General features: G+C 56.4%; 20 protein-coding genes. 2 read left to right on the top strand and 18 right to left on the bottom strand.

Annotated features, from left to right (window positions below; genetic code table 11):
• Position 1: 1 nt before the first annotated feature.
• The 5 genes from BCM02_RS00355 to BCM02_RS00335 form a co-directional block, all read right to left on the bottom strand.
• On the bottom strand, positions 2-856 hold the full coding sequence (locus BCM02_RS00355; RefSeq protein WP_425466143.1) for an ABC transporter permease: 855 nt from the start codon (positions 854-856) through the stop codon (positions 2-4).
• 39 nt (positions 857-895) lie between these two features.
• Positions 896-2,623 (bottom strand): extracellular solute-binding protein, encoded by a 1,728-nt coding sequence (locus BCM02_RS00350; RefSeq protein ID WP_148927075.1) that lies wholly within the window; start codon positions 2,621-2,623, stop codon positions 896-898.
• Positions 2,624-2,707: 84 nt separating this feature from the next.
• Positions 2,708-4,093, bottom strand: coding sequence for a response regulator (locus tag BCM02_RS00345; protein ID WP_148927074.1), 1,386 nt, complete (start codon positions 4,091-4,093; stop codon positions 2,708-2,710).
• Between the two features lie 2 nt (positions 4,094-4,095).
• On the bottom strand, positions 4,096-5,796 hold the full coding sequence (locus BCM02_RS00340) for a sensor histidine kinase (protein ID WP_148927073.1): 1,701 nt from the start codon (positions 5,794-5,796) through the stop codon (positions 4,096-4,098).
• 182 nt (positions 5,797-5,978) lie between these two features.
• Complete coding sequence (locus BCM02_RS00335) at positions 5,979-6,875, bottom strand: AraC family transcriptional regulator (RefSeq protein ID WP_148927072.1); 897 nt, start codon at positions 6,873-6,875, stop codon at positions 5,979-5,981.
• A gap of 109 nt (positions 6,876-6,984) precedes the next feature.
• Here BCM02_RS00335 and BCM02_RS00330 point away from each other — a divergent pair, with 109 nt between their 5' ends.
• Both BCM02_RS00330 and BCM02_RS35090 read left to right on the top strand, forming a co-directional pair.
• Entirely contained in the window at positions 6,985-7,881 is an 897-nt protein-coding gene (locus tag BCM02_RS00330; protein WP_148927071.1) for a phosphotransferase, read from the top strand.
• A 150-nt stretch (positions 7,882-8,031) separates the two neighbouring features.
• On the top strand, positions 8,032-8,208 hold the full coding sequence (locus tag BCM02_RS35090; RefSeq protein ID WP_187433929.1) for a hypothetical protein: 177 nt from the start codon (positions 8,032-8,034) through the stop codon (positions 8,206-8,208).
• Positions 8,209-8,215: 7 nt separating this feature from the next.
• Here the strand turns inward: BCM02_RS35090 and BCM02_RS35085 are convergent, their stop codons facing one another.
• From BCM02_RS35085 to BCM02_RS00275, 13 genes are all read right to left on the bottom strand, one after another.
• Positions 8,216-8,389, bottom strand: coding sequence for a hypothetical protein (locus tag BCM02_RS35085; RefSeq protein WP_187433928.1), 174 nt, complete (start codon positions 8,387-8,389; stop codon positions 8,216-8,218).
• 807 nt (positions 8,390-9,196) lie between these two features.
• Positions 9,197-10,069: a carbohydrate ABC transporter permease gene (locus BCM02_RS00325; protein ID WP_148927070.1), complete on the bottom strand. Its 873-nt coding sequence runs from the start codon at positions 10,067-10,069 to the stop codon at positions 9,197-9,199.
• A 1-nt stretch (position 10,070) separates the two neighbouring features.
• Complete coding sequence (locus BCM02_RS00320; protein WP_148927069.1) at positions 10,071-10,955, bottom strand: carbohydrate ABC transporter permease; 885 nt, start codon at positions 10,953-10,955, stop codon at positions 10,071-10,073.
• 91 nt (positions 10,956-11,046) lie between these two features.
• The gene (locus tag BCM02_RS00315) at positions 11,047-12,477 is read right to left on the bottom strand and encodes a carbohydrate ABC transporter substrate-binding protein (protein ID WP_148927068.1); all 1,431 of its coding nucleotides are present in this window, start codon (positions 12,475-12,477) and stop codon (positions 11,047-11,049) included.
• A 167-nt stretch (positions 12,478-12,644) separates the two neighbouring features.
• Positions 12,645-14,204, bottom strand: a complete 1,560-nt coding sequence (locus tag BCM02_RS00310) for a response regulator transcription factor (protein WP_148927067.1) — start codon at positions 14,202-14,204, stop codon at positions 12,645-12,647.
• Positions 14,179-16,011: a cache domain-containing sensor histidine kinase gene (locus BCM02_RS00305; protein WP_246183125.1), complete on the bottom strand. Its 1,833-nt coding sequence runs from the start codon at positions 16,009-16,011 to the stop codon at positions 14,179-14,181. The genes BCM02_RS00310 and BCM02_RS00305 overlap by 26 nt, the downstream gene beginning before the upstream one ends.
• A gap of 222 nt (positions 16,012-16,233) precedes the next feature.
• Positions 16,234-17,187, bottom strand: a complete 954-nt coding sequence (locus BCM02_RS36240; protein WP_281288133.1) for an ATP phosphoribosyltransferase regulatory subunit — start codon at positions 17,185-17,187, stop codon at positions 16,234-16,236.
• Entirely contained in the window at positions 17,168-17,536 is a 369-nt protein-coding gene (locus BCM02_RS36235; protein ID WP_281288132.1) for an ATP phosphoribosyltransferase regulatory subunit, read from the bottom strand. The genes BCM02_RS36240 and BCM02_RS36235 overlap by 20 nt, the downstream gene beginning before the upstream one ends.
• 344 nt (positions 17,537-17,880) lie before the next feature.
• A complete protein-coding gene (locus BCM02_RS00295; RefSeq protein ID WP_148927066.1) occupies positions 17,881-19,563 on the bottom strand; it encodes an extracellular solute-binding protein in 1,683 nt (560 codons plus the stop codon).
• Between the two features lie 68 nt (positions 19,564-19,631).
• On the bottom strand, positions 19,632-20,528 hold the full coding sequence (locus BCM02_RS00290; protein ID WP_148927065.1) for a carbohydrate ABC transporter permease: 897 nt from the start codon (positions 20,526-20,528) through the stop codon (positions 19,632-19,634).
• Between the two features lie 24 nt (positions 20,529-20,552).
• Positions 20,553-21,470 (bottom strand): ABC transporter permease, encoded by a 918-nt coding sequence (locus tag BCM02_RS00285; protein ID WP_148927064.1) that lies wholly within the window; start codon positions 21,468-21,470, stop codon positions 20,553-20,555.
• A gap of 90 nt (positions 21,471-21,560) precedes the next feature.
• Positions 21,561-24,650, bottom strand: a complete 3,090-nt coding sequence (locus BCM02_RS00280) for an alpha-mannosidase (RefSeq protein WP_148927063.1) — start codon at positions 24,648-24,650, stop codon at positions 21,561-21,563.
• A gap of 236 nt (positions 24,651-24,886) precedes the next feature.
• Complete coding sequence (locus BCM02_RS00275; protein WP_148927062.1) at positions 24,887-26,077, bottom strand: GntR family transcriptional regulator; 1,191 nt, start codon at positions 26,075-26,077, stop codon at positions 24,887-24,889.
• Between the last annotated feature and the right edge of the window lie 23 nt (positions 26,078-26,100).

Raw genomic sequence — 26,100 nt, 5'->3', positions numbered from 1 at the left:
CTTAGAATATTCGATAGCCGTTATACTTGTAAGCCGCGTAATAGGTACCGGCCACGAGCGCGACCGAGATCACCGACTTGAACAAGCCAACCGCCGCGGCGGGACCGTATTGCTGACTGAACATCCCTAGGCGGTACACGAAGGTATCGATCACATCCCCGCCTTCGTACACCGTTGGATTGTACAGAATGAGGATCTGCTCGAATCCCGCGCTCAAGATGCCGCCGAGACTAAGCACGCCCAGCAGAATGACGATCGGCGCCATGCCCGGAAGCGTAATGTGCAGCATCTGTTTCCACCTGCTAGCGCCGTCCACCTGCGCAGCCTCGTACAGCGTGGCGTTGATGCCGGTTATAGCGGCCAGCATGACGATCATGTTATAGCCCATGCCTTTCCAGACGTCGGTGCCGATGATGATGCCACGAAACCACGAATTGTCGAGCATGAACATGACGGGATCCAATCCCATCGCTTCCGCCAATCCATTAACGGGACCGCTCAGCGAGAACAGCTCGATAATGACGCCGCCGAGCACCGTCCACGACAGGAAGAACGGAAGGAAGATCGCGGACTGGATCAGGCGGGAGAACCAGCGCTTCGTCACCTCGTTCAGCAGCAGCGCCAGAATGAGCGGCACGAGCAGGAAGAGCAGCATTTTCGCAATCGAAATGATAACCGTGTTCCACACGACCCGTTCGAAGTCGGGCAGCGCGAACACATACGTGAAGTTATCGAAGCCGATGAATGACGAACGGAAGAAGCCGGCCAACGGTTCGAACTGCTGAAAAGCCATGACAAGCCCGGCCATCGGCCCGTAGGCGTAAATCAGCGTCACGACGACGCCGGGCAGCAGCATGAGATGAAGCGGGTATTCGCGTCTGAACGTCTTCACGCCTCAGCCTTCTTTCTCGCTCAACCAGGCGTTGACCTCTTCCGTAATTTGATCGCCGCCGAGCGCTTTCCAGCTGGCGACGAATTGGTCATACTCGTCCAGCGGGGCGCCCATGATGATCTTCGTGAAACTCTCCAACATCAATTTGTCCAGCTGCGCGCCTTTGTCCACCTGCGTCTTGGTCGGCAAGCCGTAGAACTCGTTATGGACGAACGCGCCGCTCTCCTTGATCTGGCGGGTCAGCCCCCACCCGCCGTCCTTGGCGGCCCGGCTGAAGTATTGCCCCCAATTGACGCCTTTGCTCGCTTGGGTCGTATCCCCGGCAAGATAGTCTTTCGACGCCTTGAACACGTCCGCGACATTCTTGTAATTCTCGTCGTCCAGCGTAATTTCCGTCTGGTTCGCCTCCAGCGCCTTGTTCACTTCCGTATAGATAGTCTCGATCTGGGCCGGATTATAGATCCGCGGATTGAACCAGTTGTAGACATAGCCGTTCTCCGGCTTGTTCTTCTCCATATAAGCCTTGTTGCCCATCTCCAGGTAGAAATTGATCATTTTGATCGCCGCTTCGGGATGCTTGAATTTCTGATTGACCGCGACGAGCCGGTTGCTGCGCATCTTCGGCACGAGCGATTGGCCAGAACCGTCCAAGCCGGGAATCTGCACGGCCATCCATTCGGCTGTCGGATCTTTGTCCACGTTCAAATTAAGCGGCCAATTCGGATACCACCACTCTCCGTAGGAGATGCCCACCTTCCCGGCCGTAATATCTTCCACCGACTTGTTCTCGTCCTTGAGCGCGAATTCCTTATCCAGAATGCCGTCCTTATACCAGGATTGCAGCTTGCCCAGCGCCGTCTTGACCTCGGGCTGGATCAGACCCGGGATCAATCGGCCCTCCGCATCCTTCAACCATGCGCTCTGGCCGTCGCCGACGGAGGGATACGCGCCGAATCCGTTGAACAATCCGCGCATATCGAAGCCCCAATAGAACAGACTCTTCTGGGCGGCGATCCCGTACGTGTCGTCCTTCCCGTTCCCGTCCGGGTCCTGCCGCACGAACGCCAAGGCGACCTGCTCCAATTCATCCATCGTGGCGGGCGGCCCGAGCTTCAGCTTGTCGAGCCAATCCTTGCGAATCCACAACAGCTGCGCGGAGAGAAACGGGTCCTCGAAGCCCGGTATGGCGAGCAGTTTCCCGTCCGCGCTGAACGCCTTCATCGCGAAGCCGCCGTCGGATTCCATGTATTTCTTGAGCGCGGGAGATGCGTAATCCTCATACGCTTGCGTCAGATCGGCGAGCATGCCTTGCTTTTTGAGTTTCTCGAAGTTTTTCTGATCGAGCTCCAGAATGTCCGGCAAGTCGGCCGACGCCATGGCGAGCGAGAACTTCTGCTCATATTGGCTGGCCGGAACCGTCCATTTGTACTTCACTTCGATGTTAAGCATCTCTTTCAGATCTTTCAAATAAGCGTTCTGCTCCGGCGTGATGCCTTTCGGTATGCGCGGGTCCTCCGGCGGATTAAAGCCGATGACTTGCGTGACGGTAACGGTGTCCGCGTATTTGCCCAGCGGTTCGGGCGTCGTCGTCTCTTGCCCTTCCTCGCCGGATGTATCCGCTTGCGCCGAGTTCGCCGGCGTATCGGACGAGTTGGAGCAAGCGGTAACCGAGAGCAGCGATATCGTCATCGCCGCCGCAAACATCGTTTTCCATGGCGCGATCCGTTTCATGCAGATCCTCTCCCCTTCGATTGTGCTGCCTGTCTTCGGTTTTATTATAGGTTCGCGGGGAATTGACCGGCTATTTTGAGTTCTTTACCTTTCTTTCACTTTGTTTACGCCTTTGAGATTCCGGTATTCTTGGGGGGAGATGCCCGTCTTTCGCTTGAAGAACGTGGTGAAATACGACGGCGAATCAAACCCCGTTCGCAGCGCGATCTCCTGCATTTTCAGACTGGTCAAGGTCAGTAACCGGCTCGCTTCCTCCACTTTCTTCGACTGAATGTGGTCCAACAAATTGCAGCCGGTCGTCTGTTTGTAATAGCGGGAGAGATAGGAAGGATTCAGGTGAACGTGATCCGCGATGGCCGTTAACGACGTATCCCCGTTCAGATGTTCCCGGATATAAGCGTGAACGCGCTGGACGATCAAGGAATGCATGTCTTGCGGGTTGTCCTCGCATGCGCCATCTTGATCCGCGTCGCCAGATGCCGATGTCCCGCCGCCGACGATGATCGTCGGTCTGCCGGCCGCCGCATGAGCGCGCAAGCGGTTCAACAAGATTTGGAACGGTTTGCCCTCGACTTGAACACGCGCATTGACGCTGTCTAACAACCCGAACGATACGGTCGCCCCATGATGACGTTCGCAATCGTTCTGCACGAACTCGGCGATGCCTTTCAGATAAGCGAAAATTCCGCTCGGCTCTCCGTTCTCTGCCCGATCGGCTTGCTCCAATCTGCCGCGCAGCGCTTCGTCGGGCTGCAGCAGCCATACTTGCGCATCGTCTTCCAGCATCATCCCTTCTCTAGCAAACGAAAGCGGCAAATAATAGTCGAGGGCGCGATGCATGGCCGCACGCGTCTCCTCCGACGACAAGGGCGCCGCGGTCTTCGCTCCTGCGATGTGCCGAAAAACGCCAAAAAGCAGGACAAAGGGGCGCTCCGCTTCAACAGCGAACCCGATTTCGCCGTATCTGCGATCCCGCAACATCATGCCTAGTTGTCCGCCGCTTAGCACGCTTCCGATCAATTCGCGCTTCAAGACGGGTTCGGCGATTCGGAAGTGGAGATTCGCGATCTCTTCCCTCGCCCGCCGCCGGTCCTCTTCGTCCAGCTTGCGGACGGCCTGTGCGACCGCTTCGAATATGGGCTCGATACCCTCGGTTTTCAGAATGTAGTTATCCGCGTTCTTGCGCAGCGCTTCATGGACGTAGTCGAACTCGCTGTATCCCGTCAGGAAGATCACCCGGCACAGCGGCCAATAGTAACGAATCTCCTCCACGAGCTGCAGTCCGTTCTTATGAGGCATCCGAATATCGCTAATCAGAATGTCGAACTTCATGCGTTGCGCGAGAATTACCGCTTCCTTCGACGAATACGCCTTGCGTACATCGAGCGCCAACTCCGCATGCTCCTCGAACAGGTGGACAAGCCCGTTCACGATGACAGGTTCATCGTCGACAATCAATAACCGGTACATGGTCATGCCTCCTCCTCCTTCACGATCATAATCAGGTCGACCCGTAGTCCGCCATGCGCGCTTCGCGATACGAACAATCCGCTCCCCGGTGCATACTTGAGCCGAAGCCGCTTGTTGACGTTCATTAATCCGGTTTGTTCTTGGCACGCCGCATCGTTCGCCAACTTGGCACGCAGCGACTCCATGGCCTCCTCGGTAAGCAGCTTGCCGTTATCTTCGACGGTCACGCGCAGCCGCCCTTGGCAGTAATCCGCGTCGATGTAGACCGCTCCATCCTCCGTACCATCCTCGAAAGCATGCTCGAACGCGTTCTCGACGACCGGTTGAACGATCAGTCTCGGCACGGCGATCGAGAGGGGAATATCCGGGCTAAGCTCGAATTCGCAGAAGATCCGGTTCGAGAAGCGTATCCCTTGAATCTCGCAATAATCGAGCGCGTGTCGGTACTCTTGGGCGAACGGCACTTCATCCGAGCCGTTACGCGTTATGTATTGGTAATAGCTTCCCAGCTTCTGAGACAACTCGGCTGCCCCCTCGGCATCCCCCACCTTGCTCATCATGTAAATATTGAAGAAGCCGTTGTAGAGAAAGTGCGGGTTAATTTGGGATTGGAGCTGCTTGAGCTCCGCATGCTGCAGCGCCATTCGCTGCCCGTAGTTCTCTTCGATTGATTGGCGCAGCGTGTCGGCCATCCGGTTGAAGCCGTTAAATACATAATGAAATTCGTCTCTGGATTTCGAGGCGATTCGAATGCCGAGACTGCCGGATTCGATCATCCGGAATGCCTTGACCAACTTGCTCAACGGCCGATGGATCATCCGATGCACCGAGAACGCATATAACCCCATCGCAGCCGCGGCCATCACGAATAAGGCATAGAACCAGCTGCTGAACTGCCGAAGCGGGCGCGTAATCTCGTCTTGGTTGGCGTACATAAGGAGCGATAGTTGAAGCGAGTTGATTTCGTTGCGAATGAGATAATAACCATCGCTCTCGTCCAGCTGGCGAACGCGGGAGAACGACGATACCGAATATCCCGCCTCCTCGGACGTGGATAGCAGCGTGCCTAGTTCTTCACTGCCGAGCGACACCTCCGATTGGGGAAACAGGCTCGCGATCTCGGCAAGCGCCTCCAACAATTTGGGACGCGAAAGCTCGATGTAGGAGCCGATGCCGCCGCTCTGCTCCAGCAGGAACATGCGCGAACCGCTGCGGTAAAACGAAGGCTTGGGCGTATGTCCGATCAACGATTGGAACAGCGTCACCTCTTCGTTCGGCGCGGCCGTCACGCCGCCTACGGTCGAGATGGACTTCCCGATCGCCTCGACATACACCCCGGCGTTCACAATATAGGAGCTGGCGACGACGAAGCTCGTTAATCGGTCCCGCACTTGATCGATCAGGCTGACGGTCTCGTAGTCGCCCAGCGTGCGCCCGCGGAAACCGAGCTTCTGCAGGTTCTTGTCCCCGAGCAGCTCCAGCTGCAAGCCCCGGATCAAAATTAATTCCCGATCGAGCTGCTTCGCGTAGAAGGAAGCGCCCGCTTCCGACGATTGGAGAATCGAGGCTTTCGTCATGGACATCCCTTTGTAGTTCAGCGCGATATTCATCGATATCAACGGCACCAAGAGCACGACAAAGACGAGAATGATTTTTTGATACACGTACGATTTCGATTTCTTCCCCGCTGCTTCCAATTGCATGACGACCCCTCCGATGTCCGTGCTTTCGCCAATCGAAAAACCGCCAGCTCGCCGGCTGACGGTTGATGGCTTGACTCCTCTTCCGATTTACAATCTATTATAGAAGGCGCGACGCCGACGTGAATTTAGCCGATTCAGCCATTACTTGGACGATCCCGGCATAAAGCGCGGCCAAATGCAGCTTAATGGATCGGCGTGGGAACAACGGGGATATAAATATCGACTTCGCAGTACGCCTCCGTCGCGATCTCTTCTTCGATGATTTCAAAGTGGAACGGCGCCGACTGCTTATAGATGCTTCCTCTCCCGCTCTCGATACGGGTCCAAATGTGTTCCAAATGGTTGATCGTCAAATGCCTGGGATGAAAACCGCCGATATACGTATACACGAGGTATTTATGACGCGGAATCAGATCCGGCTCGAAGCCGGGCGGCAGCCCCTTGACCGAGCTCACCTCCACGGACGGCAGGTAAGTGGTCGTGAACCGCCCATCTTCCCACGCATATCGGGTTAGGCCAATATAGGTCGTCTCCTTGAGCCGGTGCGGAATGCACGGACGGTGCTTCTCGTAAAAATCTCTTCCGGCCCGATTCGCCGTGAAATGCTCCCGGTTGACCGCTAGATCGATCGGATAGCGCTTCCCGGCAACCAGCATCTCGTGCTTGTATCGGGTAACCGGCTCAAACAAGATTCCGTCTTGCACGCTCGACAAGGAAGAGAGCCGGAACCGCTCGGTTAACGGCACCTCGACCGGTCTTCGCACAAATTCGCCGGGCGTCAGACCGAGCTGCTTCTTGAACGCCCGGATATAGGATTGTTCATGCTCGAACCCGTACATGACGCCCACTTCCAAGACGGTATATCGCTGGCTAAAGAGAGTCTCCAAGCTAGCCGTTATTTTCCGCGCGCGGACATAGTCCATGACCGGCATTCCCAACGCATGCCGGAGGAGGCGGTGCAGATGGAATTTCGACAGATGCGAGTGCCGAGCCAATTGTTCGAGGGTGATTTTGTTCGGAAGGTTGGTCTCGATAAATTCAAGCGCGCGCTCGATCGTTAGTTGCAGCTTCCTATTCATGGTCCATCCCCTTCATCTCTTTCAACATAGCAAGATCGGTCCATTCCGAAGCGAATCATCATGGTACCCTTCTACCATAGCAGAAGAAACGCGAAAGGGGACGACAAATATGGACATGGAGACCGTCATACGCGGCATTCCGCTGTTCCACGACAAGGATGTAAGCTGCGAACCGCTAAACGGAGGACTTTCCAACGAAACCTATAAGTTGACTTGCGAAGGCAAAGCGTACGTATTGCGCGTTTTCGGACGGCAAGCCGATTATCTGGCGTTAACGCGAGGTTCCGAAATCGAGCTGATCCGCGCCTTTCACCGCGAGATTCATAGCCCGGCGGTGCTGTATGCGGATCCTGGCGAAACCTTCGCGGTGCTCGAGTATATCGAAGGAAGAATGGCGAACGGGGACGATCTGCTGGATGACGAGCGGAGTCGGCGCATCGTAACCCGATTGAAGGAGATTCATCAGTCCGTCGATATCGCCGCCGTATCGGCACGTCCCTGTTCGCCTTATCAGCTGGTCGAGCGTTATCTCAGCGGGGCCGATCGACTGCATGTTAAACGACCGCATGGCTTAAGTCCGCTCCTAACGAAAATGGAACAGATCGCATACCGCCGCAGTTTCGACAAAACGCATGGTCAGCGTTTTTGCCACAATGACTATTATTTATTCAACCTGATCTGGACTTTGGATGGCGCCGATCTGGTCGTCGTCGACTGGGAGCTAAGCGGGGTAGGCGACGTCTTTTTCGACTTGGCCTCCATCCCGTTCACGAATCGATTCACCCCCGAACAGGAAAAACAATGGCTGCATGCGTATTTCGGTTATTATGAAGAGGAGCAGTATGCGATCTTGCAAGATATGAAATATATGAATATGCTGCGGGAATGCGCGTGGGGCTTGCTCCATAGCGGAATGACGCATAACCAGGTCAACCACGATTTCAACTATTATCAACATGCGGAACGCGTCATCGAGCGACTGCAGCAAGGATATAACGCGTTCTAGCCGGACCGACTTCGGTTGGTAGGACAACCCGCGGACAGACAAGAAGCCGGACGCTCCCGTCCGGCCATACGCGCGTCATCGTATATTGTGCGACTGTATGCAAACCACGAATAGTTCTATCGAATGAAAGTTGATGAAGGAGGTCTTCACATGCATAAAGGCATGACTTTCGCTATAGCCACCCTGGCGTTCATCGTGCTCAATCTGATCGTTAGTTGGCGCTCGTTGAGATGGGATGCGCTATATGTTACCGCCGTGCTGCTGCCGGCCGTTATGATGGGTTATATCGTGACATGGCTGATCGCGCGCAAACGAAATTCCAGATGATCAAGTTTCAGTCCCATCCTTTAGGAACGACCGGTTTCTTCAACTTGTGCAAATACCTGCCTATTCGGCCCATTTCTTTCTTGTGCTTGAGCGTGCTCTTGACGCCCTCCATCAGCAGGCTTGACCTTCCTTTGTCTTGGCGATCAAGCGATTGCAGCTTCGTGATGAACTGCTTGTCCATTCCACATTCCTCCCCTTGATCTTCATTCGCTCAGGAGTTTTGTTTCGATAAGACCTGCATCTATTATAAGCGCTGCCTTTTCAGAAGTTTGTCGCATTATAAAAGCGATAAACGCATGTCTTGTCGATTGGCATCCCTTTCTTCCCGCGCTGCGGCCGTGTGCATCTCATCCCCGAACCACGCAGTCTCACAATTATAGAACATGTGTTCGCAACATTCAACTGCCATCTCGCTTGACGATAAAATAGACGGCTATCGATCGATAGCCGTCCTTTCATGACCATGACAAAAGAGCTTCGCCCATTTAAATCTTCTATTTCCCCGCGCCCAAGCCCCCCGCCACAATGCCAGGTTAAGAAAGGCTGCGCCCTTTGGAACCAACTTTTGTTGCTCCCTCCTCCCACCTCCTCCGCCGAGGAGGCTCCAAAGGGCTTTGCCCTCTGGACTCCCTTCTTCGTGCAGCCACCATTGTTCGCGGTCGGCGGGTTGGCTCGAGCGGGGAACGCTTTTGTCCTGATGGACAAAGCTTCAGTAGGTTTTAAAGTTCGTCCTAAGACATATGCATGTGCGTAAGCCGATCAATTATAGCCACGGCTGGCTTCACCACCCGTTTTTCCTTAACCTGACTTGCATCATTTCCTAAGCAACGAAAAGAACCGCTAAGAGCGTGCTCCTTAGCGGCTGCGTTTCATTTCCTCGACGATGATTCGGATTGTTACCGCTCGCGTTCGATCGTAGAGAAGGATGCGTGGACGGTATGGTTCGCGATTAAGGAGGAACAAAAAGAGGGGGCGCCGCCCCTCCCTATCACCCCTTGACCCCGCCCATCATCATCCCTTGCGTCAGCCGCTTCTGCAGGAGAACGTAGATGAACACGGTCGGCACGAGCACGATGACCAGTCCGGCAAACAACGAGCCCCAGTCCGTCGCGAATTTCTGGATTTGCATCAAGTTGGAAAGTCCGACCGGGATCGTTTTCTTCGCATCGCTTGCGATCAGCGTGGAAGCCAGCACGTATTCGTTCCAGAAATCGAAGAAGGCGAAGATGATCACGGTCGTGATGCCCGGACGCGCCATCGGCATGATGATGCGGAAGAGCGTGCCGAAGTAGCCGCAGCCATCGATCATCGCCGCCTCTTCGTAATCGTGCGGAATCGCCTTCATGAAGCCGGTCAGCAGATACACCGAGAACGGCAGAATGCCTCCCGCATAGACGGCGCTGAGCCAGAACCGGTTATCCAGCATGCCCAGCTCGTTCATCATGATGAATAACGGCACGACGATATAGACCCCGCCGATGAATAGCCCCGCCATGTACAGATTCGTCAGGAAACCCCGGCCGAAGAAGCGCATGCGGCCAAGCACATAAGCCGTCGGAACCGCTGCCACCAATAGAATCGCCATGGACAGGATGACCACCAAGACGGAGTTGAGCATATAATCGCCCATGCGAGCCGAGGTGAAGGCGGCGACAAAGTTGCCCCATTGCAGCGACGACGGCAGCGTCCATGGACTTTCCAGCACCTCTTGGTTGGTCTTGAGGGAGGCCAGCACGTTCCAGATCAACGGGTACAGGACGATGACCGCCTGCGCGATCAGAAACAGGCGAAGCAGCCAGATGCCGATTATCGCTCCTGCGCTCCTCTTAGCAGGCTTGAATGCTCCTGGGATGGACGCCATATCAGTTCGCCTCCTTCCCGGTCATCCGATTGCTGAGGAATGCCAATAGCATGGAGATGACGAATATAAACAAGGCCATGGCCATCGCATAACCGAAGTTGGAGTTCGTGAAGGCCTGCGCGTACAAGTACGTCAACGCGACCTCGGAATGGCGATCCGGCCCGCCCGCGGTCATGATCGATACGACGACGAAACTGATGGACAGTACGCCGTTAATGCTGAATATGATCGTAATGCGAATGATCTCCCACAGCATCGGCACCGTAATGTACATAAATTGCTGCAAGCGCGTCGCCCCGTCCAAACTCGCCGCTTCGTAGAAGTCGGGCGAAATGCCGTCAATGCCGGCCATATACATGACCATGTAGTAGCCCGCCGCCTGCCAAATGAGCGTAACCGCGAGCGCCCAAAGGACCGTTCGTTGATCGCCAAGCCACGACATCGCGTACTCCCCAAGGCCGATGAATTCAAGCCCCGAGTTCAGAAAACCGATCGTCGGATGATAGATGAACGACCACAGAATCGCTATCACGACGAACGACAGAATGCTCGGGAAGAAAAATACGGTTCGATACAGGCTCTTCTCCTTTAACTTGCTCCTCGTCAGTATCGAGGCGTTGATCAGCGCGATCGCGATCGTGACGATCGGCACGATCAGCATGAGGAAACCCGTGTTCCGAAGCGCCAACAGAAACGTGTCGTCTTGAAACATCTCGACAAAATTATCAAGTCCAATAAAGACCGGCTTATCGCCGATGCCATTCCACTGATAGAACGATTTGTGGAACACCTGTACGGTCGGATAAATCTTGAACAGGGCGAATAGCAGCAGCCCCGGCAGCAAGCACGCCGCAATAAATACCGCGCGCCGTCTTTTCATCGTCATCTTGCAACCCGTCCTTTCGCGCCTCAAGATACAGAAAACCCGCCAAGTGTACGATCGCTCGGCGGGTTTTCCTTCTGCGATTTCGAATCGATTATTCCGCGCTGGCTTTCAGTTCCTCCTGAATGTCCGCGTAGATCTTGTAGAGCTTCTCCGCGTATTCGTCCAGCGTCATCTGCTTGTTAATTATAGAGGAGAGCGGTTTGTACACTTCGTCGGCCGGAATGTATTTGCTGCCTTTCGCGACGATCTTGAACGTCCCGTTGACCGTGCCCATGCCGCTATCGACCGCTTTGTACACGTTGTACGTCGTATCGCCCAAGTACGCCTTGACGAGATCCGGCGCGCCTTTGACCGCGAGCACGCCTTTCGCTTTCTCGCCGTTGAGCGTAATGCTTTTCTCCGTGTACAGATACTTGAGGAACGCCTTCGCCAGTTCCGGATTTTTGGCTTTGGCCGGAATGACCATCTGCTCGACGCTCGTCAGCGCCGTGACCGGTTTGGCGGGATCGAGCGACGGCACGCCCAGGAAACCGTATTGGAAGCCGTCTTCGCGCGGCGCGTCCTTCATCTCGTCTTCGAACCAGGAGCCGTTCGGAATAAACATCGCCTTGCCTTGCAGAAATTCCGTCTGCGATTGCGTATGGTTAAGCGCGACCGTCCCTTTCATCAAGGCGTTCTCTTCGCTTGCGATCCGCTCCAGAATGCCGAACGCCTGCTTGAACGTATCGCTCTTCCAGAATTCCGGATCGTAGTTGAAAAATTGATCCAGCGCTTCCTGACCGCCGACGTTATAGATGGCCGGGACGATGATTTCTTCCAGATAGCCCGGATACATGCCTTGGTAGGTAAAGAGCGCGCGCCCGTTCTCCTTGGCCGCGCCGTTCATCGCGAAGAACTCATCCCATGTTTTCGGCGAGGCGAGGCTCTTCGCATCGAACAATGCCTTGTTGTACCACAAGCCCATCACGCCGAAATTATACGGCGCCAAGTAGATTTTGCCGTCTCCGTGAGGCGCGATCGCGGGGGATTCCAGAATGCCCGGGAGGATCTTGTCCTTGAGCGCCGCGCCGTCTTCCCCCGCTTCCGTGAACACGTCGGTCAAATCGAGGAGCGCGTTATCCTTGATGAGCCCGTTCAAGACCGGCGTGTTGTCGCCGCCCGCGATGTACATGAAGTCCGGCGGGTTGCCCGCCACGATCTTCGGACGGACGAGATCGCCGATTTTCGGACTGGCCGTAATGTTGATCTTGGTCCCCGGATGATCCTGCATGAAGCTTTCCGCTACCGCGTCCCAATATTCGCGGCCATAGCCGCCCTGGAACACCGCCACCTCGAGCTGCGGATTCGCGAATGACTTGCTTCCGGCCTCGTCGCCGTTCGACGAATTCGCGCCGGTTTGTTCGGCGGGCGTTTCGCTCTCGCCTTTATTGCCGTTGTTGCCGTTGTTGCCCCCGCAGCCGGCTAGAAGGCTCGCTAATACGGCTAACGCAAGGACCAACTTAACCCCTTTATTGCGTTTCATGTCCTCATCTCCTTCCGTTGTGACTTGATTATAGAACCTGGACGGCGATGCTCGACATACACGATCTCGAGGAGGGTAATGGACGATTTTGCTCATCGATGCTCGCGCAACCGGGCAAACTGGATGATTTTTGGATCCCCCCTGCTTAATTTCGTCTAGGTGACTGGTTAATTGTGCCGCTTGACGTGTTTGGGCGCGATGCCGAACCGTTTCTTGAACAGCCGGTTGAAATAAAACGGATCCGAGATCCCCACCTCGTACGACGCTTGCTTCACCAGGTAGTTCCCCGTCTCTAACAGCTCGTAAGCCTTGGACATCCGGATATCGTTCAAGCAGTTCAGCATGCTGCTGCCCGTCTCCGCCTTGAACACGTGACATAGATACGCTTCGGACAAGCCGACATGGGACGCGATATCCGTAATGGCTATGCGTTCCATGTAACGGCTTCTCATATAAGCAATGGCCTGCCGCACTTCCTCCCGCGCGGCCGGCGACGCCGCATGACCGCCTTCCGTGCCGGTCGCTTCCTCGGCCAGTTCCCGAATCCGGTCCATCAATTGCGTGTCCGAATCGGCCGATTCGATTTTGCCGAGCCACGCCTTCTCCTCCGATGCGGTCAAACGCCGTTCCTTCCGATGCGCCATCAGCCAAATGCTTCGGGCGATCGCGCGTTTGAGCACATCCGGCTGCACGCGGCACGAGGACCCCGCTTCGACCAACTGAAGGGTCAGGCTGCTCCACTCGCTCCACGATCGCCGCTCGGGCCGCTCAAGATCCGCTTCCGCCCGCTCGAAGGCCGCGCCTTCCTCTTGCGCCGCAAGCCGATTCGGCAAGCAAGCGGCCCGATAACGCGAATAGAACAGCAAGCCCTCGGTCAGCCGATTGTTGCGGATCTCCTCCGCTACCTTCCCCGGTCCGATTGCGGCTGGCGCATACACGACGCAGATCTGCACGTCGTAATACATCTCCGCGAGACTGACCAGCCGCTCGGCAAGTTCTTTCGATCGCGCGTACAGTTCCGGTTCCGAGGCCGATAGAACGAGCAGCGACCGGTTGTGCCGGGTATGGACGATATGAGGGCTTGCGCTGCCCGAGGCGAACAAGCCGTCGGCCAATTTCTCCAGCATGTCCGGGAATCCCCCGACGCGATGCGGCCATGGCTCATTGTCCTGCAGCAGGACAAGGAAGGGCAGGTAGGCGAGACCTTCCCTCTCCGGCAAGCCGTCTTCGCGGAAGGCCGACTTCGCATTCCCGGCATACGCATCATCCATTTCGCGCAGGATCGCGATCAAGCGCGCCGCCGGCTTCTCGGCATCGGCAGCCGTCGCGAGGCTTGCCGTCCCTCTCTTGCCTTCCAGCTTCGAGGCAACTTCGCCCAGCGTTCGCATGAATGCCTCCGTCTTCAGCGTCAGCTTCAGCATATAGTCGTGCGCGCCGCACTTCAGCGCTTCCCGTACGATCTCGAAGTCGTTGTAATTGCTCAGGACGATGATCTCGCCTTTGAACCCCTCCTCCATCAACCGCTTGATAAGTTCCAATCCGTCCATTTCAGGCATTTTAATATCCGTTATGACGATGTCCGCGTTCGTCTTCCGCGCAAGCTCCAGCGCCGACCGTCCGCTGGAAGCGGAACCGGCGAATTCGAATCCGCCTTCCTCCCAGCGAATGAGCGTCTGCACCGCATGCCGAACGATCATTTCATCATCCACGATGATGACTTTGTACATGCTGGTTCTCCTCCTTTCGAATCATCGGCAGCAGAATGACCGTCTCCGTCCCCCGGTTGACCTCGCTGCGAACCTCCAGCCCGTAGGGAGAACCGAAATCGATCCGAATCCGTTCGTGCACGTTGTCAATCCCGATGCCGGATAGCTTGGCATGCGATTGTCGCCGTTTCACGCTCGCCACGTCAAAGCCTTTCCCGTCGTCCGCGACGCGAAGCCGCAGCTTCGAGCCGTCGCGCAGCCCCTCGACCCATATGCCGACGCGGCGGCCGTCTTCGCTGCCCGCATGGAGGATCGAATTCTCGACAATCGGCTGCAGGATAAATTTGGGCACGAGCCATTGGTACAACTCCTCCTCCGCCATGCTGCACCCCAGCTCGAACGAGTCGCCGTAGCGGATGCGCTGAATCGTGGCATAATGGAGCAGATTGCCGATTTCTTCCTCGAGCGGAATGAGATCCGCCTTGTCGAGTATCGTATTGCGAAGCAGCTCGGATAAAGACGTCAGTCCGCTTGCGACCGTGTCGCTGCCGCTCATCATCGCGCTCCACTTCAACGAATTGAGCGTATTGAACAGAAAATGCGGGTTGATCTGCGCTTGCAGCATTTTCAGTTCCGCGTCGCGTTTGGCCTGCTGTCCCGACTCCACTTGATGGATCAATCCCCGCAGCTGAACGACCATCTGGTTGATCGTGCCCGTCAGTCTGCCCATCTCGTCCGGTTCGCCGCCGCTTAGCGGCGTATCCAATTGTCCCATGCTGACCTGCTTCGCATAATGCAGCAGCTTCCGGATCGGCTCGTGAATGCTGCGGTAGATCCACAGCGCCAGCATTCCCGCGAGCAGCAGCGTGAACAAGCAGATGATCAGCACGTTCTGGCTCATCGCATGAACCTCCGATACGAGGAACGATCGGGGGAGCAGACCGATCACATACCACCCGGAAGCCGGGATGCGCGCGCTCGTCACAAGCTGCCGCTCTCCATCGACATCCCCATAGAAGGAGCTCTCGCCCGCTTGGATCGCGACGCGGCGGAAGACTTGCTCTTCTTCGAATAATTCGCCGTGCGCGATATCCGGTTCGACGGACGACACCACCATGCCTTGGGCATCGCTGATGTAGACGCGGCTGCCTCGGCCGAGATCGACGGAATGATACGTATTCCGGGAGAACACCTTCTCGTCGATGACGAGAATGACGTAGCCCAGACGCCGGTTCAAGTCGTCTTCGGCATAGATCGTCCGCGTAAGCGCGATCATATTCGAGCCGCGGTTCGACCGCAAATACGTCCAATACGCGTTGCCCGGAGAGGTGCCGGCGCCATCGCGAAGCGACAGAATTTCCTCGCGCGGGTAAGACTGGAAGCCAAGGTCGAAGATCGTGCCGCCGTCCGGCGTCAAGATCATGACGTTGTACAGATTGCTGATCGAGAACACCTGCGCTTCCAGCTCGTCTTTAATCCGCGCGAGCGCGAGGCTCTTCTCGTAATCGCTCATCCGATCATATCGGGGGAGCGTGCGCTGCACTTGCGGATTGATAATGATCGACTCGGTAAGCGTCTCGTACTGCGCCAGTTCGCGAGACACGTTGCGAGCCAGCTCCGTCAGCGTCTGCTGCGAGGAGGCGCTAAGCTTCCCGGTTACCGATGCCGTATATTTCGCGTTCGAATAGAAGGCCACGAACGCGACCGGCAGCAAGGAGGTAATAAGAAAAGCGGCGATTAACCGATTTTTGATGGACAGACTGCGAAGATTGGCCGGCATCCGGCTGTCCGATTTGCTTCTTGCTTTGGCATTGGCATTGGCTTTCACCTTAAATCTCCTTTCCCCGTCCTTTCGATCCGCTGCATACGTTCGCCATGCCGCTGACAGGCGCATGGAACGGCAGCGGAGCCGCTGTCCCCGAATGGGGTATCCTTCCTATTATCCGGGTCGGCGCCTGGACGCTCCATGGCCAAGCCGAGCATCTTTTATACCATATGTGCGGAGAGCCGAATGTATCGTCATGCTCGATTACGCCAAAAAGGGCCGCAGTTATCGCGGCCCCAAGCTTGTTGGTTTTGTGGAGGATATTACGTGAATTGCTTCCTCTATGTCTAACTCCATTTCAGTCATTTCGATCATATCTTTCAGCCGTACTTTTCCCAGAATTGCTTCATCTTCTCCTATTAACATGACGTACCGAATCCCTTTAGCCGAGGCTGTTGCCAGTGTTTTTTTTAATTTCCGCTTACTTGTGGCTGTACTTGTACAAATACCGCTGGCCCTTAGCGTTGCTGCTGCTTTAAGGACTTCTGTAACCGTTTCTCCGATCGGGACGACTGTAACTAAAGCACCTTGTGGTTGAACCGGGCGATTCTCAAGCATCTCCATGATGGATTCCATTCCGAAAGAAATTCCAACTGTCGGATATTGCCTGTCATCAATGCCGACCAGCTGTCCGATGATGGCATCATATCGTCCACCGCCGCCTAAACTTGAACGAAACGAGTTGGAAGCGTCAAAGATCTCGTACACCGTTCCTGTGTAGAACGATAACCCCCGCGATAGAAAAGGGTCAAACGTGCAGATCTGCTCCAATCCTAGTTTCTCAATGATTTCCTGAAGGGACTGCACTTCTTGAACACCGAGGTTTTCTTTGGTTGCATATTTTTTAGAAACATGTTCAAACGTTGGGTTACCCAATTGAATGAGATCCGTTATCGCATCGGTTACTTGAGCATCTAACCCTATACTAACGAGTTCTTCTATAACCCCGTCATTTCCGATTTTCTCAATCTTGTCGAGCGTCAACATGACCGACAGCAAATTATTCGCCGACACGCCAATTGATTCAAGAATTCCACCCAAAAACCGTCGATTGTTCCATCTTAGCGTAATCGGAATTTCTAGTTTTTTGAAAACCTCAACTGCCAGCTGCATTAACTCTGCTTCTGCTTCAGGGCCAGCAACTCCGACCACATCCACATCACACTGTAAAAAATTCACGTAGACGGCCTCGTCTTACCGGCCCATCCCGAAACACCTTCCCGATTTCATACCTCTTGTATGGAAATTCGATACCAGGATTTAGTGCGATTACTTTTGCAAAAGGAATCGTGAGATCGTATCGCAGTCCGAGTTTTCTTGAACCCTGATCCGTTAATTGGTACATTTCCTTCAGTATTTCATCGCCCCCCGCATACTTGGACGTCAGAAGGTCAAGCTCGTTCATTATTGTGGAATCCATTTCATCAAAATCATACAATTCAAAGACTTCCTTCAGCGTGGTCTGAACTTTTTTTCGAAGCGCTTGTTTCTTTCCAAAGAAATCATAGGTACCTTTAACATTTTGCACAACGATCATTTCCCTTCTTTAGTAAAATAAAAAACGCGCCGGACCTCTTGGTCCTGCGCGCTCCATATGCCGCAGGGAGGCCAACGCGTGAAGCGTTAGCCCGCCCTGAATTTATTCAGGCGTGCTAACGCTCTTTGTGATGATGAAGTTGACATAGCTTGGTTGTAAACATGGTTTTGATCACCTTCAACATTTGATTACGGAGATTATAACGGATCGTTCTGGCACATGCAAGTAATTTTTCCATAATATCCCTACGGTGGTTTGCATCCGAACAGATCGATGCGCTGCCAAGCGCACAAAAGGACCGCGAATACCGCGGCCCTATTTTTCCTTCCCGGCGATCAGTTCGCCATCTGCAGCTTCACGACTTCCTTCCCCTTCAAGTTCTCGTTCACGTACTGGATGGCCTCCGGATAGCCGGTCTTGTTCATCTGATCGCGCAGCGCGTTAATGACCTTGAGCGCCGCGTCGTCCGATTTGGCGAACACCGCTTCCTTCCAGACATCGCCGATCCGGTCCATCGACGGCTTGAGCGTCTCCCACTGCGGCGATTTGGCGATGACGTCGCCGGCATTGTATGCGGAGATGACCTTGATCCCGTTCGGACGCAAAATTTTGCGCGCGTTATCCATGGCGGCGATCCGCTCCTGATCGGCCCAAATATCGCCGCCGAGCGTATTCGTGCGGTCCTGCCCGGTCAACGATTCGAAGCCGATGCCGATGCCCGCGTTCTTCTTCTCCTTGCCGGTCGTATCGGCCGCGAACTTGTCGAAGAACTCCTTCTTGGCGACCGGCTTGCCGTCCACCCGCTCCCAGTGGACGCCCTCTACGCCGTAGTGCACGAGCAGGAACCCTTCGTCGGAAGCGAGAAATTCGAGCAGCTTAAGCGCGGCGTCAACGTTCTTGCACGCCTTCGTGATGACCGTCACGTTATTGCCTTGGATGCCGAGATCGACGGGACGGTTCGGCTCGGCTCCCGCCCGCTCCAGCGGTCCGACCGCGACGAAATCGCTGCCCGGATGCGACTTCGCGTATTCCTTCGTGGCGTCGTAGATCGCCGGGAAGTGCGCCGCCAGCACCGCGATGCGGCCTTGATTGATTTTCTCCTTCGCGATCGGGTCCGTCTGCGTGAACGTCTCGGGGTCCAGCAATCCTTCCTCGATCAGCTTCCGGTAGTAGAGCGTATAGTCCTCGTATGCTTTCGTGAAGAACGTGTGCTCCAAGGTGCCGTCGCCTTTGTCCTGATAGTCGCTGCCGTAGAACATCGTGTTGCCGATTCCGACCGCCCAGCCGTTGCTGAAACCGCCGAGCGGCATGACCGGCATGCCGTTCTCCGTAAGCTTCGCGTCCTTGATCTTCTTCAGGAAGTTATATAGATCGTCCTTCGTCTTCACCGACTGCGGGTCGACGCCGACCTTCTGCGCGATATCCTTCCGCACATAGAAGCCGTACAGCCAATCCATCGCATCCTTGTCCGTCGCCGGCTGGTTCTGATACAGCAAATATTGCTGATCGCCGAATGCGCCGATCGCCTTATCGTACAGCGCCGGCGGGACGTTCTCTTTGGCGATCGCCTTGGATAAGTTCGGATAGCTCGCCAGCTTCTCCGACAGATCGACCAATTGATCTTCCTTGGCCGCCTTCACGATGCCGTCCAACTCGCCGCCCCAGGCCGGTCCGGTATAGATATCCGGCAAATCCTGCGTCGCGAAGATGGTGTTCACCTTCTCGGTCTCGCTGCCCTTGGTGTAATCGAATTGTACGGTTATGCCCGTCTTCTCCCGGATCGCCTCGGCGATCGGAGTCATATCGACGTCGCCGGGTCCCGAGCCGTTCCAGTTATGCAGGATCTTGAGCGTGACGGCCTTCTCGGTGCCGGTACCTCCATTATCGCCGGCCGGCGCGTTGGCGTTGCCGCTTCCCTCGCTATTGCCGCCGCCGTTGTCGCTGCATCCTGCGAGCGCGGTGGTCATCAGCGCCGCGGCCAGTACCAACCGGGAGAATTTGCTCTGCTTCTTCTTCATACGAACCCCTCCATGAACGCGAGAATGGGATATGATAACGCTCCTCCAAGGCGGCGGAGCGACGATCATCAGCCTTTCACCGAGCCAAGCATGACGCCTTTGACGAAATACCGCTGAAGAAACGGGTAGACGCACAAAATCGGAAATACGGTTATGACGAGCAGCGCCATTCGAAGCGATTCCGGCGTGGCGCCGGCCATATTCGCGTTGACCGTCTGTCCCCCTTGCTGCGCGGCCCGCTGCATCGACGATGAGAGCGCTTCCATCTCCGTCAGCATTTGCTGCAGCAGCGTTTGAACGGGAAGCAACTCTTTATTCGACACGTAGTAGGCGCCGGTAAACCAGTCGTTCCAATGCGCGACGCCGATGAAGAGCGAGATGGTCGCCAGCACCGGACCCGACAGCGGCAGCACGACGCGGAGGAAGATTTGCAAATCGCCGTAACCGTCGATGCGGGCCGATTCCTCGAGCTCCTCGGGGATGCCCTGCAGGAACGTGCGGATGATGACGATGTGCATGAAATTGAAGAGCAGCGGAATGACGTAGACCCAGAAGCTGTTGATCAGGTGAAGCTTCTGCAACGTGATGAAATACGGGATGAACCCCGCGCTGAAGATCGTCGGCAGGAAAATGTAAAAGGTGAAGAACGTCCTCCCCGGCAGCGTCTTCTTCGACAACGCATAAGCCATCATCGTGCAAAGCGTGACGTGCAGAACGACGCCGAGCAGCGTGCGCGCGAGGGTAATTTTGTACGCCTGCCAGATTTCGTGATTCTCGAACACTTGCGCGTAATTGTCCAAGGTCACTTTGCGGGGCAGAAAATAGAGCGCCCCCATCATGGAGTCTTTGCCGTCGTTCAGCGAGTAGACGAGAATGTAGATGAACGGATAGATCATCGATAATCCGAACAGCGTCAGGAACGCGTAATTCAGCGCCTCGAACGGCGAGAAGCGCCGCTTGCTCATGCCGGATCACTCCTTTCGCGCGGATTAGAAGAGAGAGACGTCGCTGACTTTGCGTGCGATGCGGTTCACCGTGAGAATCAGCACGAGCGCGATGATGCTCTGGAACAGCCCCACCGCCGCGGCGTAACTGAGTCTGCCCTGGCTGATGCCCGCGCCGATGACATGCACGTCGAGCACGCTTCCGATCGCGGCCGTCGCCGGACCGTTCAGGAGCAAGAGCTGCTCGTAGCCCGCGCTCATCAGGCTGCCTGTCGCCAGAATGAATAGAATGACCGCGATGTTGCGAATGCCGGGCAGCGTCACGTGCCATATTTGGCGGAACCGTCCGGCCCCGTCGATTTTGGCCGCTTCGTACAGCTGCTGATCGATCCCGGCCATCGCCGCCATGTAGATGATCGAATTCCAGCCGATGTTCTTCCAGATGTCCGAACCGACGATGATTTGGTAGAACCAGCTCGTGTTGTTCAGGAACCGGATCGGATCCTTCACCAGACCGATCGAGACGAGCAGGTCGTTCACCGGACCGCCGTAAGGCGTAAGCAGACGCTGCATGAGCGTCACGACGACGACCCACGAGACGAAGTACGGCAAATAGGACAGCGTCTGCACCGTCTTCTTGAACTTGACGTGGCGCACCTCATTAAGCAAGATGGCGAGCAGGATCGGCATCGCGAAGCCGATGACAAGCTTCAAGGCGCTAATGAGGATCGTGTTGCGGATGAGCGCTTCGGATTGATAGTAGTCGAAAAATTGGCGGAAGTATTTCAAGCCCGCCCACGGGCTGCCCGTAAAACCGCCCGAGAACGTAAAATCGCGAAACGCGACCTGAATGCCGTACAGCGGCACGTACGAGAACAGAAAAAACCAGACGATTCCCGGCAGCATGAATAGGTAAAGCAGTTTGTGCCGCCATAATCGTCTCCACAGCAACGACGCTCCCATGTGCGGCTCCTCCTCTCATTCGGGCGAAATCGGATCGGCTTGGCGGCATCTGCTTTAAGGCGGCGAATGCCGCGCAAGCCATTAACGATACTAGCTTCGGAATTTTGGCTGCTCCAGCCTCACGGTTACGATCTCGAACGGTCCCATCGGCAGCGTAACCGCGCCCTCTTCCGCCTCGAGCGCCTCCAGCTTATTTTCCAGCAAATCGGTCAGCCAAGCGCCGGAGAACGCGAAGCCTGCCGCGAGCTTCGTGACCAGCCTTGTTCCGGCCGTCTCGTACAGCCGGATGATCAGCGCCTCGTCGTCCTCGGCGCGCTTGACCGCTTCGATCATCACGTTCGGATGGCTGGGCAGCAGGAAGGATTGGCCCGCCGCCGCGCCTCGTTCCGCGGTTGCCGCCAGCTCTGCCGCTATCGGTGCCCGAGCGGACGGCCGTTCCTCGGACGGACGTCCTTCGGCCGAAGCCTCCGCGCCGTGCGGATCGCTCTGCGCGCCGCCGACCCGCAGCGGAACATTCAGCTCATATCCTGCTCGGAACACCCGCGCCTCGATATGGTCCCCCTGATGCGGATACAGCGAATACGTGAATTCGTGCTCGGCCCGGTCGGCTTCCGGATCGGGATACGACGGGCTGCGCAGCAAATTCAAATCCAGCTCGCCATCCTCGGCGCGGTGTCCGTACTTGCAGTCGTTGAGCAGCGCGACGCCGTAATCCGGCTCGGACAGATCGGCGTAATGATGCGCGCAAATTTCGTCCTTGGCGTAGTCCCACATCGTGTTCCGATGCGTCGGCCGGCGCAAGTAGCCGAATTGAATATCGCAGCTGACGTTATCGGCGCGAATTCGGAGCGGGAACGACGTGCGCAGCATGCGGTCCGACTCCTTCCAATTCACGCTCGTCACGAAATCGACCCTGCGGCTGCCCGACGTCAGCACGATGCGCTGGACCAATACGGACGCTCCGTAAACATAATGCAGGATGAAACCGGCCGTCGGGCCGTCCGAATACGCTTCGGCCAGCCGCAGCGTGAGGCGCTCCGCGCCGGATTGCCGGTAATCTTGGCGGAAATCCCACGCATCGCCGTCGTCCGCGTAGACGCGCAGACGATTCAGCGATTGGCCGTTCCGAACGAGCTCCCGCCCGTGTTCCTTGTCGAACAACGAAGCGATCTCGCCGTTATCGCCGAGCGATAGCAGCAGCAGCTCGTTCTCGATCGTCCGTTCGCGCTCGGATACGCGGACGGCCGGAATCGATTCGGACGGCTCGGGCAGCTTGGCGCAGCCCATCGCGGGCACCCGCACGTACCGCCAGCGTCCGTCCCGCATCAGCCACTCTTCCCGCTCCCAAGGCAGCGAATTAAACACGACCGGCCCTTCCGCGCCGCGCGATGCCGCGTCATACGAGGCGTCGACTAGCCGTTCCGCCTGCTCCAGCAGCGACGCGTAGCGCGCAAGCGATTCGTCGTACACCCGCTTGATAGAGGAGCCCGGCAGTATGTCATGGAACTGGTACAGCAGCACTTCCTTCCAGATCTGCTCGAGCTCTTCGGCCGGATACGGTACGCCCGCCGTCATCTGCGCCAGCACGGCGGCATATTCCAGTTCGCGCAGCGCCTTCTCCAGCTTCCGGTTGAACCGCTTGCTGCGCGCCTGGCTCGTCAGCGTGCCTTGGTGCTTCTCCAGATAGAGCTCGCCTCGCCAAATCTGATAAAGCTCCCGATGCTCGGCCAGACGCTCGAAGAACCGAGCCGAGGTCTCCTGCTCGACCGGGCTGAGACCGAGCAAGTTCTTTTCCCTCGCCAGCCGCTCCAGATGTTCCTCGCCGGGTCCTCCGCCCCCGTCGCCGATGCCGAACAGCATCAGCGCACGATCCGATACGGCGTTATCGAGATAATCGTTCTCCGCCTTCGCGATCGACCGCGGCGCGGCCGGGCTGTTGTAAGTATCCTCCGGCGGCATGTGCGTCAGCACCTGCGAGCCGTCGATTCCTTCCCACATGAAGGTGTGATGCGGGTGCCGGTTATAGACGCTCCATGATAGCTTCTGCGTCATCATGTAGTCGACTCGAGCCTTCTTCAGAATTTGCGGCAGACTCGCCGTATAGCCGAACACGTCCGGCATCCACAGCGATTTCATCTCCACCCCGAATTCTTGCTCGAAGTACCGCTTGCCGTACAAAATTTGCCGGACGAGCGACTCCCCGCCGGGTACGTTCGTGTCCGATTCGACCCACATCGCCCCCTGCGGCTCCCAGCGCCCTTCCCGGACTCTTGCCTTCACCTGGTCGTACAGCTTCGGATAATGCCGCTTCATCCAATCGTACAATTGCGGCTGGCTCGCGCCGAACACGTAATCCGGATAACGCTCCATCATGCGCAGCGCCGTCGAGAACGTGCGCGCCCCTTTGCGGATCGTCTCCCGGATCGGCCACAACCACGCCAGATCGAGATGCGCGTGCCCGATCGCGCTGAGCGTCAGCACCGGATCGCCGCCACGCTTCGCCAACTGCTCGCCGAGTACTCGCCGCGCCTTGGCCACCCGCTCATCCGCAAGGTCGGCGAGCTGAAGCGATACGTCATAGAGCGCCCTGAAGATGCGGGCTCTACGAGCCGAGCCTTCCGGCAGCCGTTCCGCCGTCTCGAGCAGCACTTCGGCATCGTAATACAACTGCCGCACCTCTTCCCTGCATATCGCGACGACGGCCTCCTTCAACGTGCCGCTCCGGTAGCGGCCGAACAGATCGTTGCAGCCCGCATCCCCCCACAAGTCGATCGTCTCTGTTCCCGTGGCCGCGTCGCTGACGGCAACGACTCGCTTGCCCGGCTTGCCAAGGGAATAGTCGAACTCGGAGTTAATATTCGTCAGCCCTTGTACGGGCGTTCCTTCCTCGTCGACCAGACAGACCTCGCCGTTCACGTCGAGCAGGAGCACGACCTTCTTGCCCGCCGCATCCGCCGGGACCTCGCCGGTAAAATGAAACCAGGCGCATTCCCACAGCTGCCCCCAACGATCTCCCGGCGCGAGCTCCAATCTGCGCCCCGTCGTACGCGAATCGTACGATACCGGCTCCGCCGTCACCCACGCGCTCACGCGAAGCTGCGCGACCGGCTCGTAGATGTTCGCCTCCAGCCGCTCCAGCATCGTTCTAAGATGTTCGAGTTTGATCCGTTCATATGGCATCGTTTAACCGACTCCTTTTTCTCCCAGCTGGCTCAAAACGAATATAATATAAATATTGTATATATTCAATATTAATTTTATGAGTATGCCGAAATCTTTTCTGGCAAGCGACTAGAAGCCGAGAATCCCGCTGCCGCTTCCTTTCCGCGATCACAAAAAACCTCCGGCATCCTTTACGGGAAGCCGGAGGCGATTCAGAAACCGCGAATGTCGATCGCGGCTTCCGGTTCGTTAAATTATGTACGCCTTGGAGTACCCGAGGTTTGCCGTACCGCAAGTTCGGGCTCGAGGAGCGTCTTCGTATATTTACCGATCGGCTTGCCGTCTTCCCGGATAATCTCGATCAACTTTTCCGCCGCCCGGTAGCCTATCTCGTACTCGAACTGCTTAATATGCGTGAACGAACTGAATTCCTCGACGATCGAAGTCGGGTCGTCGAAGCTGACGATGGACACATCCCCCGGCACTTCGAGTCCGGCTTGCTTCGCCATCTGATAGATCTGCACGGCCAACCGTCCATTCAGCGTGATGTAGGCGGTCGCCATCTGATTCGCGATGTATCGATAGAGCGGATGCGACTTCATATCCTGCAGATTGACCTTCTCGACCGTAAAATCCGTAATCATGTGCGCCGGATTGATCAGCGCGCCTTTCGTCTTGAGCGTGCTCATATACCCTTCGATTCGCTCTTGCACCGTGACGGTCTGGAGCGGCGAATCCGAACAGATGGCGATCTCCCTGTGACCGAGTTCCCACAGATGCTCGACCGCCAGGCTCGTGCCGAGCCGGCCGTCGGCCGCGATGTAGTGCGTCTCGACGCCGGGGAGATAACGATCGATCAGCACGAACGGGAAGCCGGCGAATTTCATGGCCAGAATTTCTTCGTTGTACTGCTCCTCGTCGACCGGGAAGATCAGCAGCCCTTCCGCTCCGATCGCCTTGAGCGTCTTGATCGCCTCTTTCTCCTTCTCCAGGACGCCGCCCGAGAGCAAGATCATGATGCGGTAGCCTTCCTCTTCAAGCGCTTTGCCGACGCCATCCAACAGCCGGATCGCGAAGAAATCATAGATGGACGGCATGACCAGCCCGATAATTCCCGTGCGCCCCTCGCCATCCGCTGAGAATTTCGATCCGCCGCCGGACGGAGCCGGCAACGCGGAAGCAGCCGCAGCCGGAGACGAAACGCCATGTTCCGCGGCTTTCTTGTCGCTGACGAAGCTGCCGCGTCCTGGCACCCGGGTAATGATTTTCTCGTTCGCAAGGCCGGTGAGCGCGTTCACGACGGTAATTTTGCTGACGTTGAACCGTTCCATCAATTCCTTCTCCGTCGGGATGCGCTCGCCTTCCTTCAAGCCTTCGGTGTCGATCAACTCGCGAATATAATCCTGGATTTTCTGATAAAGCGGCACCCGATCGTTCGTATTCATTCCCATCACCAATCTTCAGCGAG

This window comes from Paenibacillus methanolicus (genome assembly GCF_008124765.1).
Classification (GTDB): domain Bacteria; phylum Bacillota; class Bacilli; order Paenibacillales; family Paenibacillaceae; genus Paenibacillus_Z; species Paenibacillus_Z methanolicus.
Note: the sequence above shows the minus strand (reverse complement) of the source record. Positions and strands in the feature narration are given on the sequence as shown.